The 13,598-nt window shown below is 38.0% G+C and carries 10 protein-coding genes; 1 reads left to right on the top strand and 9 read right to left on the bottom strand.

Annotated features, from left to right (window positions below; all coding sequences use genetic code 11):
• Positions 1 to 125 precede the first annotated feature (125 nt).
• Genes BM390_RS11430 through BM390_RS11405 form a run of 6 tightly spaced genes read right to left on the bottom strand, consistent with a single transcriptional unit; the run spans position 126 to position 10,563 of the window.
• Complete coding sequence (locus BM390_RS11430; RefSeq protein ID WP_062322421.1) at positions 126 to 1,496, bottom strand: DUF4340 domain-containing protein; 1,371 nt, start codon at positions 1,494 to 1,496, stop codon at positions 126 to 128.
• A gap of 3 nt (positions 1,497 to 1,499) precedes the next feature.
• Positions 1,500 to 2,180 (bottom strand): DUF624 domain-containing protein, encoded by a 681-nt coding sequence (locus BM390_RS11425; RefSeq protein ID WP_089854878.1) that lies wholly within the window; start codon positions 2,178 to 2,180, stop codon positions 1,500 to 1,502.
• Positions 2,181 to 2,184: 4 nt separating this feature from the next.
• Entirely contained in the window at positions 2,185 to 3,696 is a 1,512-nt protein-coding gene (locus BM390_RS11420; RefSeq protein ID WP_062322423.1) for a response regulator transcription factor, read from the bottom strand.
• A gap of 25 nt (positions 3,697 to 3,721) precedes the next feature.
• The gene (locus BM390_RS11415) at positions 3,722 to 5,497 is read right to left on the bottom strand and encodes a cache domain-containing sensor histidine kinase (protein ID WP_062322425.1); all 1,776 of its coding nucleotides are present in this window, start codon (positions 5,495 to 5,497) and stop codon (positions 3,722 to 3,724) included.
• A gap of 18 nt (positions 5,498 to 5,515) precedes the next feature.
• Positions 5,516 to 7,783 carry a glycosyl hydrolase family 95 catalytic domain-containing protein gene (locus BM390_RS11410; RefSeq protein ID WP_062322427.1) on the bottom strand — a complete coding sequence of 756 codons (2,268 nt, stop codon included), beginning with the start codon at positions 7,781 to 7,783 and terminating at the stop codon, positions 5,516 to 5,518.
• Positions 7,780 to 10,563 carry a beta-glucosidase gene (locus BM390_RS11405; RefSeq protein ID WP_062322429.1) on the bottom strand — a complete coding sequence of 928 codons (2,784 nt, stop codon included), beginning with the start codon at positions 10,561 to 10,563 and terminating at the stop codon, positions 7,780 to 7,782. The genes BM390_RS11410 and BM390_RS11405 overlap by 4 nt, the downstream gene beginning before the upstream one ends.
• Positions 10,564 to 10,768: 205 nt before the next feature.
• Between BM390_RS11405 and BM390_RS11400 the strand changes: the two genes are divergently transcribed.
• Positions 10,769 to 11,950, top strand: coding sequence for an ROK family protein (locus tag BM390_RS11400; protein WP_089854875.1), 1,182 nt, complete (start codon positions 10,769 to 10,771; stop codon positions 11,948 to 11,950).
• A 118-nt stretch (positions 11,951 to 12,068) separates the two neighbouring features.
• Here the strand turns inward: BM390_RS11400 and hpf are convergent, their stop codons facing one another.
• The 3 genes from hpf to fliS all read right to left on the bottom strand — a co-directional run bounded on the left by hpf (position 12,069) and on the right by fliS (position 13,596).
• The gene (gene hpf / locus BM390_RS11395; RefSeq protein ID WP_062322431.1) at positions 12,069 to 12,629 is read right to left on the bottom strand and encodes a ribosome hibernation-promoting factor, HPF/YfiA family; all 561 of its coding nucleotides are present in this window, start codon (positions 12,627 to 12,629) and stop codon (positions 12,069 to 12,071) included.
• A gap of 218 nt (positions 12,630 to 12,847) precedes the next feature.
• Entirely contained in the window at positions 12,848 to 13,201 is a 354-nt protein-coding gene (locus BM390_RS11390) for a flagellar protein FliT (protein ID WP_062322433.1), read from the bottom strand.
• On the bottom strand, positions 13,201 to 13,596 hold the full coding sequence (fliS, locus tag BM390_RS11385) for a flagellar export chaperone FliS (protein ID WP_062322435.1): 396 nt from the start codon (positions 13,594 to 13,596) through the stop codon (positions 13,201 to 13,203). Before fliS ends, BM390_RS11390 begins: the two co-directional genes overlap by 1 nt.
• Positions 13,597 to 13,598 lie beyond the last annotated feature (2 nt).

The raw sequence follows: 13,598 nt of genomic DNA, 5'->3' as shown, positions 1-13,598 counted from the left end.
CCTAACAAACAAGAGATAAAAACAAGTAAAAACGAGAGTACGTCGTCTCTCGTTTTCATTCATTGACTATTATTTAACTCTTCATCATGTGAACACTTATCAAGTGTAGCGCCTCATTTCTACCATTATTCATTCGAATGTATGACGCTAACCATAGCGTTGACTACTTCGTTCACTTGACTCTTTTCAATAATAAAATCATTGACACCGTCGACAAATGCCGCATAGTGTGTGGCATCATATTCACTAAAAACGACCACGACTTCTTTTATACCGTCTTCGGTATTGATTTTATATGTTAAACTTATGTCTCTTGTTGGCATCACCTCAACATTGCTTCGCTCTGTCCCTTGTAAGCCGGCAAGTGCGGTGTATTGTTTTCTAACCATGCTTGCGTCTAATGCCGCATCATTTGCGGTAAAGACGGTCGTTTTATCATCACCTTTACCTTCTGTTTCGACATGTAAGGCGTGCACGCTATCTTTTGTTGTGATCATTAATTCATCTAATGTGTCGAGTGCGATGACTTTAATGAAGCCATCATGAAACGCTTCTGACGGGGTACTAAAGACACGAACCACCTCATTTGCTAAGGTAAAGACTTGATCATCATTCTTAAACGTAGCATAATACGTGTTTTGCGAGGCTGGCTTACCGATTATCATCACCTTTTCACTGTCAGCAGATGTAAAAGCGATCGTGAAAGCACTCTCTGTTAAACCCGTTATCTCATCCGCTTTGTCTACCATGACAAGTTCTTCAAACGATAAGCTACTTAACGTTTGAACGAAAGTTTCCGTGACAGAATAAGAGGTGAATTGCGGATAATTGAAAGGCTGCTTGAGGAACCATCCTGTAATGTTTGCGAGTGACTCCGCTTCTGTAAAAGGATTTTCTCTCGTCAACTCAATCACTTCTGTTTCATTGTCAATGGTGACAGTGTCAATGGTTGATAATTCACTTAACAACGATCGATCTAAAAATGCTTCCGCATAGAACGGGAACTGCTCCACAAGGTCTCGATTCACTAAATAAATATCGCCTGTTTGATCATCGCTAACATAATAAGCGGTCTGTGCCATATTTAGTTCACCAATCGCTAACTTTTTCTCTTTTTCATCTTGTTTGATTTTCAAAGTAATCAGTGGAAAATCTAATCCGACATCTTTACGGTTAACGTTGGCTCGTTCACCTTCCCATAAACTTAAACGTTGGAGACTTTCCGTTACAATTGCTTGATCTGTCTCTTCCGCACGTCCAGCCACCGTCCAACTTCCCTCTGTTTTTTCTAGCACAAAACCTTGCTCTGTAAGAAAATTAATCGCGGTTATAGTCGTTGGTTCTTTAATAAAGCTATAGCTTTCCGTTTCTTCTGGCGTTTTTTCTGCCGGTTGATCTTGAATCGCTAAGTCTTTTTCTTTAGTCAGTTGAATAAAGAAGAGTATTGCAATAGCAATGATGATGACTACGATAAGTATAAGTCCTTTCTTTTTCATGCTTTATTTCTCCTTTCCCTGATCCTTTTGAAAACTATCTTGTAAGATTATAAACGGCTGTTTTAAATTATACATCATAAAGAAGGCAATGAAGCTCATTAAAAACAAACTTAAAATACCTGGCATGTAGTAAAAGATAATCCCAAAAGATATCAATGTTGTCGCATTAAGAACGGTCACTTTAAAAAATCGAAACACCGCATAAGTAGAGACAACAAACAAACTTTTCAGCCCTGATTCAAATCGAGTTAAAATAGGAAAACCATACATCGCTATCACGATCACACCAACCATTAAGATGAGAAAGACCATCGATAAAAATGGCGCAAACAGATTAGCATAATAGAGATCGACAATTAAAATAAGTAACAGTGTTGATATAATCAGCCAGTAACTCATAGCCGTTTTAAAATTCACCCTAAAGTAGTGCCAAAAGGTTTTTGTTGGGGCGATAATTTTATCTTCAATCAACTTATCCATTGTTTTCAATAACCCCGCAAAAGCTGGACCGAATAGTAAAAGCGACACATAATATAAGAAAATATTTTTTATAGTAAATTCTGAAAAATAATAGACGAAGATAAATGGACTAATAAGCACCATAAAATAGACATTGGTGATAAAGAAACAATAGACATAGTTTGCTATCTGATAAATAAGCCGGTCCATGATATTTTGATTCATGATGTCAATCCCTTTCTAAAGATAACTGATATTCTTTCGGACTTTTGCCAACATGCTTTTTAAACTTTTTATAAAAATAATCCATATTGTTAAAGCCGACAGCTTCTGATACTTGATAGATTTTAATGGTTCGATTTGTTAGGAGTTGTTTAGCTTTTTCTATACGGAATCGTTCCAAATAGACATGAAAGTAGTCTCCTGTATATTTTTTAAATTTCTTACCGAGGTAAGAACTATTGTAACTAAACATTTCAGCCAGCACTTTTAAACTCAAATCCTTGGCGTAATAGTGATGGACATACGCGACCACTTTCTCCATATCATCATCAGCATTAAATTGAAAGCCGGTCATCTGGTTAGACATCGCCCATATTTCTTCTATCAACTCATCTAACAAATCAAATAAATGATCCGCATCGACGATAATTTCATACCATTCATTTTTTGATGTCATGGTTACTTCAGGATACTGTTCTTTAACTTTATCAGTGAGGTGTAAAACAAACTCAAACATCCGCTGTTCTACACGATCTTTCGTCACGCTGTTTGTTTGAAAGTAGTGAATAAAATCTTCTTTGACACTTGAAAGAATCACTTTATCTTTAAATTCTAACGCATGAATAACCCGTTGAATAAAGGCGTGTATATTCAGTGGTTGCTCTTGTTCATGATTACTTTTAAGAACGTGCTTGGTCGTGTATACAACTTGTGATGGAAGGACATAAATGACTTGCTCTGCGTCTTGAATCGTTTGAACTTCGGAAGACAGTTTGTGGATATCATCAACCGGTTCAGATAAAATCGCGTAAGCCTGTTCATCAATTAGTTTTTTAATTAAGACGACCGCTTGTTTAAAATCATCTTTCGTATCGTCTGTGGCACTTGGAAAAACTAAGTAACTGAGATAATCCTTAAATATCACAAAAGACTTCGTAATTTTATGTTCTTCAAATAAAGTTTTCAAGCGCCGCCGACTTAATGCTTTACGAAAGAAAATAGCGCCGATTAAAAATGGTCCTGGTATCGTCTTTAATTCACTATGACCTAACCAATCATTCGTTCGGCCATCAATAACGGCTCGCCACGCTTCATGAATGGATTGTTCTTTGAATTGAGAAATTTGTGAATGGATTTGTTCCTCTTGTTTAATATTTTCTTTCATCTCTAACAAACAGTCGACTAATTCATCTTCATCAATGGGCTTGAGTAGATACGCATCGACACCTAACTTAATTGATTCTTTGGCATAATCAAAATTCGAATAACCTGATAAAATGATAAATCGACCGTCATATCCTGCTGCTTTTGCTTCCGTTACTAATTCAAGCCCGGTCATTCCAGGCATCTTAATATCGACAAAGACGACATCTGGGCGGTGTTTAATAATGGCCTTTAGGCCTTCTCTCGCATGGCCATAATCCCCTTCAACTGAAAAACCAAGAGCTTCCCAGTCAATCACATGACGCATGCCCTCTCGAATAATCGGTTCGTCGTCGATAAACATGACTTTATACATCTTAACTACCTCCCCAAACCTTACGTTAATCTCTTTTTGGCAACCGTAACGTCATTGTTGTGCCTACGTTTTTAGTGCTCTCAATCGTCAATCCATAATCTTGACCATAATACAGCATCATCCGTTGATGAACATTTCGAATCCCAATTCGTCGACCATTTAAATGGTCTGTCACGGTTAAGCCCTGCCTTACCTCTAATAGCCGTTTCGTTGTCATTCCCACACCGTTATCAGTGACAGCGATGATGATATCGTCTTCTTGTTCTCTAACTGTAAGTGTCAGATGTCCACGTTGTTCTTTTGGTTCAAGTCCATGAACGATCGCATTTTCTACAATGGGTTGGATCAACAATGGGAATACTTTATAATCATCTAACCCCGGGTCGACTGCTATCGTGTAACTAAAATGATCGCCAAAGCGCATCGCTTGAATCTCTAAATAATTTTCTATTAAATTCAGTTCATCCTTCAGCGCTACAGGACGATCGGTTCTTTCCAATGCTTGACGCATCATTTTACTTAACTTTTTGATTAACGTGGCGACATCTGGATCTTTATTTACGAGGGCTTTCATCCGAATCATCTCTAATGTGTTATATAAGAAATGCGGGTTAATCTGACTAGACAACATCTTAAACTCAGATTCTTTCTGTTGACGGTACCAACGTTCTTCTTTTATTTTATGGATATACACTTCATCAATGAGTTTTTGTAGACTTTGCGATGTCTCATAAAGCTCATCATACGCCTCGCCTATTTCATCTGTTCCGACCATCTTTGGTTCAATGTTAAATTGACCACGAGCGACACGTCCCATTGCACTTTTCAATGTGTTAATTCTCGTGTTAAATGTCCGAATGAACACTCTAAAGCCAATCAAGGAGACAATAAGTACACCGATAATAATCAGATAACCTTGCAAGAAAATTTGATTTGGTTGGGCCATTAACATCTCTAACGGGATGATTGAAGCCAGTTGTAAATCGTTTTGGAGTGACTTTTCAGGCTTTAGACGGCGAACATTTATCTTTACATCTTCTCCTTCATACATATCATCAAATAACAACGTTTGATCTAATTCTTCGTCAGTGAAACCGGACAGAAACGTTGGTTTCATAAATTGTTTTTCTGAATCACTCGCATACACAATCGTATCATTATCTAAAATGATATACGTGTCATGAATCTCGCTATTAATCATCCGTCTTAATTTATCCATTGACACATAGATATTGACCACGCCTAAGTATTGATTTTCTGTCCCATACACGGCTCGGGTTAAGGTAAGATATCGCTCTTTTGTCCAGTGTTCTTCTTTAATGAGCCAACTGATCCGTCCTTGTTTTTCTTTGGCTTCTTGATACCAATCGGTTTGTTCAATTGCCTCATCAACGGAAATAAAGTATGAGTTTGAAATCATGGAACGTTCCATAAAGAATTGAATATTCTCAATCTCCTCGTAAAATTCTAAAAAATTATCAAAAACCGGATAGTTTGCATAGGCTTGATATACTTCAAAGTTAGAATCGTACGTCTCTGTTAAAAGCGATTCAATCCCTTTATCCAAATAAACAAGATCTGATGCTTGTGTCACACGATTGATCGCATTTTCGAGTTGTAATTCTACTTTTTCTAAGTTTGCCTCTGCTTCAAAAATGGCATTGTTCACAACAACGTCTCTGACACTAATATTTAAATAAAGGCCAACTAAAATAAGAGGGAAAGCTGTGGCAATTAAATAACCCCCCATGAGTTTTTTACTGATTTTCAGATTGAGTAACAGCTCTTTTAGCCTTCTCATCCGTTGACCTCCTTTCCTTTACAACTCAATTTCGATAATGACTGGTTGGTCTTTGTTTAATTCAGCAACATAACCATTAGCTAAATGGTTATGTATCTTTGCCTTTGGATATAGCGGTAATTTAAATTGTACCGCTTGTCTCACTCGACTTACAAGCGATAATTTGACGCGTTTTTCTATTAAATCCCACTTTAAGTTTAACACTTCCATCATATCTGGTAGCTGTAAGCCTTGGATTTCACCCGCTTCAATATCTGTCGGTAAGGCTTGTAATAGATAGAGCGTGTGATGATGATAATCAGCCAACATTTCATGAATCACTTGCGGGAAAGCACCATTTCCATCAACATTAAATACTTCCCGGTTGTTATAGTGACTCATCATTAATGACGGATAAAAACAATCATGATTAATTAACATCATAAAAATATCCTTAATCATATCTGGCAAATGAAATTGCGTTGCTAGAAGCGCGCTATGCATTCTTCCATGTGTCGATGTCGTATCACCCTCATCACTATCTAACCAGGCTTCTCTTCTTTTATCAAAGGCTATTCGCGCGGCTTTAAAAAGTTCGGGTGCCGTTTCTTCGGTAAACTCACGGCTTTGAAAAATGGGATAAAGATGAGAAAAATGACGATGATTATAGTTTTCTTCCTTTTCATTTGGTAACCATTCTTTTAAAGCACCCGCTTCATTGATCCGATAAGCTGGTAGTTTTTCTTTCATATGTGTGAGAGTTTCTATTTTTTTCTCATCGACATCTAACACGTGATAACTCGCAATTAAATTCGTCAATACTTCTTTTAATACCGCAATATCTTGCGTGGCATTATCCGCACAACCATTTTCAGCAGAGTAAGACGGACTAAAGCGATAGGTGCCGTCTGGGTCCTCTATGAGAAAATCTTGGAAAAATAAGACGACTTCTTCTAAATACGGAACACATCTATGTTTAAGAAACTGGGTATCCTGTGTATACCGGTAGTATTGATAATACCAGTGACCTAACCAACCAGCACCTGCGGTATAAAATAAGAGTGGCCAGTCTTTATTCCAATGAATGTGATGACCATGTGAACTCGCGTGGATGGATGAAAAAATCCCGCGACAACCATAGTATCTTCGAGCATTTTCTCTAAAGTCCGGTAGTAACGAATCAATTAAGTCAAAGAACCCAAACAAACCTTCTTCAAAGTGTCCCGATAATGCTTGAGCAATCGATAGTTGGACATTCGTATCAAACGTATAATCACCACTCCATGCCGGTGAAAATGTTCCGCTCCAAATCCCTTGAAGATTGGGTGTCACTTGACCAGAAGAAGCGATATACATATAGCGACTGGCATCATATATTTTTTCAAGCAGCGTAAGGGGTAATGTTTGTTTATTTTGCGCATCAACCATTAAAGCCGTGAAACTGTCATCTATTTTCTTATCTTTCTTCAATGTTAATTGTACGCGGTCAAATAACTCTTGATGGATGGCACGATGTCGACTCAATAACCAGTGGTAATCGGTAATCTTTTCACATAATGGCGGTGACATTAGTGTTGGTTCAATTCTAAATAGAAACACGATTTCTTTCGTATCGGAGATACGCATATGGTTACCCTTTGTTGCAACTTTTCCACCGTGTGTCTCGAACTGTCCATTCACTGTATAACCACCCTCTTTAAAGGTGTAGTTATAGTGCCATTTAAACTGATTATTTTGGAAGAAGAAGGCACCAGAGAGTTCTTCTTTGTCATAGATTGTTGGTATCATCGTCACATCAAGCAAACCATCTAAATTTCTTACTCTATATACGATAAGATCGTCTCGACGTGAAACAAAGGATTGGGTGACGATTCTTTCTTCTCGATGTTCATAGGTTACGGTTGCTTCACCTGTTTGATAATTTAACTGACGTCGATAGGCCTTTGGTTCTTCCTCGTGATGAAAATCAAAGGAACATTCAAAACTTGGCACGTAAGGGTTTGACATCGTTAACCCTTGATACCCTCGTCTGAGTGCCTCTTTTTCGTAACGTTCAATCGCTTGGTCATAGCCAAATAATTGAATATCCAAACGCAGCTGTCCAAATAAATCAGACAAGTCAGGTACCGGTTGTTGGTTTTTCGTTGGTAAAAACAGTTGACCATGATTGCCAATGACGGTATCTCTTTCCGGGTCACCAAACACAATCATCCCCATCTTACCATTACCTAAGACAAGGCCTTCCTCCCAGTTGTTGGCTGGTTGGTCATGCCAAATACCTTTCGTTGGTTTTTCTATAAAAGTCATAAACGTCTTCCTCCTTCTTCAATTTTCCATTTTATGAGTGTCACTGGTAGATCAGTAGTCATCGTTAAGGTCGCATCGACTATATCCATTGATCCTTGATAGTACAGGATTGTATAGCCTTCTAATCGTTGACTGTCTATAAGTGTTAGAGAATGGCTATTAAGTTGAACATCAAGCTGATGCTCTACATGATTGTGTATCGTTAAGGCTAACGTATCTTTAGGTCCCATTGACACACCACCATAATGAAAGGCACCTGAAGAATCAACCTTCACGACGGTCTGTTCTAACTCGTCACGGTCTAAATGTAACAGATCGCCACTAGCTAATTGGTAGTCATCAAACGTTTCTGCGAAGTACACGTGATTTTTTTGTCTTTCAGCTAACTTTTGACCTGGCAACGTCAATGGGCTCGAGCGGTAAAAAATATCTCTCGAAGAAAATCCCAATGCGACTTGAATCGTATCTGAAATAAGTCGCATCTCTCGACAACGTGGATCAAATTGATGAAAGGCTTCTTCATTTATTTCAAATGAGACAACACGCTGCTCAAATGGTTCAAGCATGATTTTCTCAAAACCAATGAGCTGTTTTTTCGGTCGTTGTTGTTGTGATTTTATTGTACGGGCATAAACTTGGCACACATCCGTCACCGCCAAATCATGAGGATTGCTGAAAGTCACATCAATCTCTAGACCACTTGTTAACAGGCCAGCTGCTTTCACTTTCACATCTTCAACTGTCAATGAGTGATAAGTTAAACCGTGACCAAACGGGTATAAGACGGCATCTTGAAAATATAAATACGTTCGATTATTTCTAATTATGTCATAATTCGTAAGAGATGGTAAGTCTGTTTCGGATTGATACCACGTCATAGATAATTTTCCTGTAGGAGAAACATCCCCTGCGATCACCTTAGCTATGCTCTCACCGAGTACTTCTGAGCCATGTGCAGAATAAAGAATCGCTTGTGGTCGGTGATTTTTAAAAGTAAACGCATAGGGATAACTGGCGATAATCATTAAAATGACCTGTTTATTTTGCCTTAAAACAGCTTCTATTAATTGTTGTTGGTGCTCAGGTAAAGCGAGTGTCCGCCGGTCTTCTGTTTCTCGACCATTAATCATCGGATGATTCCCTACACAAAGCACCACCGTTTCTACTTCTCGGGCCATTTGCTCGACTTCTTTTACACCTGAAATGACAATTTCAAGGTGACAACTCCCTAGATTATCACTTGATTCAATTAGGTGATGTTGTGCGACGTCGAGTGGTTTGTGATGACGTGAAGTTAATACCCTTGAGCCATTCTTTTCGTTTATAACGAGCTTCTCATTCACAAACCAACTAAAAACTTCATCGGCCGTTAGCTCAAAACGTTGAGCCTCGGTGTTAAGGGTTAAGTATTTCTTCATGACTGGTTCATATAATACATGAACATCTTCCCCGAAATTTTCATCAATAAATCTTGTGGCGTCACTTTTATCAACAATGGTCACTTTTCTACTATCTATAAATTTTATATAACCGGTCCCAGACGCTATCACGACTGTATCAAACCCATCAGCCATGTGTACTTGACTTTCTTTAAAGCGGGAGTTTATCCCGTCTAGCGGTGTGACTGGTGAGTCAATCACACCGGTATACCAATCTCTCATCACCTGATTAGCCATTGGGCCGGCGACAAGGAGAGAGGCCGGTTGTTTTCTAAGGGGTAAATAGTCTTGATTTTCTAATAATACGATTGATTCATCCGTGACTTGGCGTAATAATGAACGATGTTTTTCACGCGCTTCCTTAACCGATACGTAAGAATTATAAGGATCAATCTGATTGAGTTGACCAAGCAGCATTCTAATACGTAGCGTGCGACGGACAGCTGAAGATATATCAAATCGATTAATTAAACCTTCCGCTAAGGCTTCTCTTGCGGCCGTTTCAACTAGAGTTTTATCATCTACAAAACAGTCAATGCCCTTTTTCAGACTATCAGCAAGGGCTTCCTTGTACGTGTCATAATAGTGATAGTCTGTCACATTAAGCGTTAATGCCCCACCATCGCTGACAATATAGCCGTCCATTTGATATTGTTGTCTTACTATTTGGTTAATATCAGCGTGTTGCATTGCGGGTATACCGTTGATACCATTATAAGCTGTCATCATGGACGTTGCTTTAGCCCTTGTGAAAGCGGCTTTAAATGGTTGTAGATAATATTCATATTTATTTCGTAAATCAACACTGTTTGACGTTGACTCTCTTTTTTCTTCGTTATTATTTGCATAGAAGTGTTTCGGCGCGGCGGCCATTTGAAGACAAGCGGGATCTTCTCCCTGCATGCCTTCGATGATCGCCACTCCTAATGTTGCCGTTAGTAATGGATCTTCGCCGTATCCTTCTTCCGTTCTTCCCCAACGCGGATCGCGCTCTAAGTCAATCGTTGGTGTCCAAAGCGTTAATCCGGTTGATTTATTTTTAACGTGATAAAAACTACGTGCTTCGATTCCTATCGCATTTCCAACGCGTTTAATGAGCGCTGGATGCCATGTTTGGGACAATCCAATGGGTTGGGGGAAAACAGTAAAAGCTAAGCCCTCACGGTCAACAATGCCATGAGCCGCCTCACCACCAATGTGATATTCAGGGATATTCAAGCGTGTAATGGGACTTTGATGAGTGGAGAGTAGTGAAATTAATTCTTCACATGTCAAAGACGCCATCAAATCATCAAGTCTTTTTTCAATCACTAATGAGCGATTGTTCAAAGTTTCAGGCATAAGAATGCCTCCTTTATCATGATTTGACAACGGTTACATTTTAGGAGGAATATAAAGTTATTCGTAGGTTAATTGTAGGTACTTCAAATTATACCAACCATCTTTTTGTTTGTCTATATGTTGGACAAAGTTAATGCACCAAATAACCTTATATGGTACAGTTAAGAAAGAATAAATTTTTCAAAATAGAGAGTGAGTGTCTAATATGAGTCGAACGTGGAATCAATATATTGTCAAACAAGAAAATAAAGCGTTAGTATTAAAAACGATCATTGAACATACGCCTATTTCACGCGCAAAGGTAGCTCAAGTAACAGGCTTAAATAAGGGGACGGTCTCATCCTTAGTAAGTGAATTAATTGATGAGCATTTTGTCATGGAGTCAGGTCCTGGTGAATCAAGTGGTGGACGGCGTCCAGTCATGTTGTTATTTAATCAGGCAGCTGGATATACAATCGCCTTAGATTTGGGTGTCGGTTATATCGATGCTGCACTTACCGATTTGAATGGTGAGATTATGGTAAAAAAACATGCTAAAATGCATGAACGTCAATTTGATACAGTGTTTGAGCACATTGTATCAACCATTCATACACTGATGAAAGAAATGAAAAAAAGTCCGTACGGACTTGTCGGTATTGGCATGGGTGTACCAGGCGTCGTTAATCATGAGGGCGAGATCCTTTTAGCACCGAATTTAAATTGGAAAAATATTCAGTTAAAACAAGCATTGAATGATGTTTTTGATGTTCCCGTCATTGTTGAGAACGAAGCAAATGCAGCCGCTTACGGTGAGATGCGCTTCGGCTTTAAAACACCACCAAAACATATGCTGTATTTAAGTGTAGGGATGGGGATTGGTATGGGTATGGTGCTTGATCAAAAACTTTATACCGGTTTGAACGGTTTCGCCGGTGAAATGGGGCACATTACTATTGTTAAAGACGGGATAAATTGTCGTTGTGGCAATGCTGGTTGTTTTGAGCGCTACGCCTCAGAACAAGCTCTATTAGAACAAGCGATTAAGCGAGGACTTGTCACCGGAAATGAAGAAGCCTCTGTGGATTTACTGATTCAAAAAGCTACTGAGAATAATGAAGCCGTTATTGCTTTATTTAAAGAGATAGGTGAGTATATCGCGATTGGTATTACGACGATGATTAATTTATTTAATCCTGAACAAATCTTAATTGGTAATCAATTGAGCAAGCTCCAACCATGGATTAAAGAAGATATTCAAGCATACGTCTATTCTCATGCGATTGGGTTTCATTCTAAAAAAGTGACCGTTGACTTTACTTCACCGAATCACTTATCAACAATTAAAGGCATGGCTTCTTTTACCATTGAAAACTTCTTGCTTTCTATCAAACAAACGGAAGAGTAATGATAGGTGGCATATTCTTTGTCAATACCATTTGACAAAGAATCAATATAAGAATCAAAAAAGAGACAGTCAACAATAGACCGTCTCTTTCGTTTATATACGTTTTAATTTAACTGTTTTAATTTGGTTCAATTAAGCCGTAGCGACCATCGTGACGACGATACACAACGTTTGTGTCTCCTGATTCAGCGTTAGTGAATACGTAGAAACTGTGTCCTAACATATCCATTTGTAAAACAGCTTCTTCAGAATCCATTGGTTTAAGATCAAATCGCTTCGTACGAACGATTTCAACGCCTTCTTCATCATCATACTCTTCAAGTTCACTTGCTAACAAATCTTTTTCCATCTCAGCAAAGATATGTTTAGGTGCACCTTTAGCACGCGTTTTTCTGTTGATTTTAGTTTTGTATTTACGGATTTGACGCTCTAACTTATCTACAACTAAATCAATCGCCGCATATAAGTCGGTGTTCTTTTCCTCTGCTCTTAGTAACAGGTTTGGCATTGGAATGGTAACCTCAATCTCTTGTTCGTCATTATAGACACTTAAATTGACATTCACATCTGATGTTGGAGGTGTTTCGAAATAGCGTTCTAATTTACTAATCTTTTTCTCGATGTAAGTTTTTATTGCGCCAGTCACCTCAATATTTTCTCCTCGAATGTTGTATTTCATGTAAGTGTCCTCCTTTCTATATCTATACTTCATAAATACCCCTGTCCAAAATTTTATAAACATGAAATGTAAAAGTTTTTTAAAGTTTTTAAAATACTTTCAGAAACCCTTATATCTCTTCACTTTCATGACATTACATTTTTATCCATAATTAACCGAATAAAAAAACCTTGTCCAATTTATAACTAGACAAGGCTTAAATTATCAAATATTTCCAACTATTTTTTCTTATCCCAATAGGTACCATCAACCGTAGCCACATTTTGATAAGGGTTTAAATATTGTTGATTAGATGTTTTTTGTTTCTTAGCTTGACGCATGTCATTTTTAATCGACTGAAACACATGATTTAGCACCTCTTGCATCTCTTTATCATGATTTAAAATGCGTAATAGCTGCTGTTTTTCTTTATCTAAATAAGGACTTGATAATTGATCTATAAGTAACTGACGCTCATCTAAATGCTTATTTACAAGGTGAATTAAATCTTCTTTATTCTTCTTCTTGGACTGCTCTTCTAACTTTTCTTTAAACGTCTTAGTGAATTGTTCAAGTTCATCTAATCTCGACATTATGCTTTTGCACCTTGTGAGTACTGCATCGTTTTAGCTTGTTTCATAACTTCTTTCCAAGTATTTCTGAACTCTTCCACTAAAGCATAAGCCTCCATTAATATCTCAGGATCATTTTTAATATTCGCATCAATTAAACGACGATTAATAAACTCGTATAGTGGTAAGATATCTTTTGCGATTGGCGCATTATGATCAAGTGTAATAATCAACTCGCTAATAATATCTTGTGCCCGTTGAATATAGTTGTTTTTCGCAGGAATATCTTTTTCTTCCATCGCTTTTTTCGCCTGCTTCATAAACTTTAAACACCCGTTATATAACATGAGCGTTAATTCTTGTGGTGTTGCGGTATTTACCGCGTTTGTTTTGTAGGCTTGATGTTGCTGCATCATAT

This window comes from Halolactibacillus miurensis (assembly GCF_900116255.1).
Classification (GTDB): domain Bacteria; phylum Bacillota; class Bacilli; order Bacillales; family Amphibacillaceae; genus Halolactibacillus; species Halolactibacillus miurensis.
Note: the sequence above shows the minus strand (reverse complement) of the source record. Positions and strands in the feature narration are given on the sequence as shown.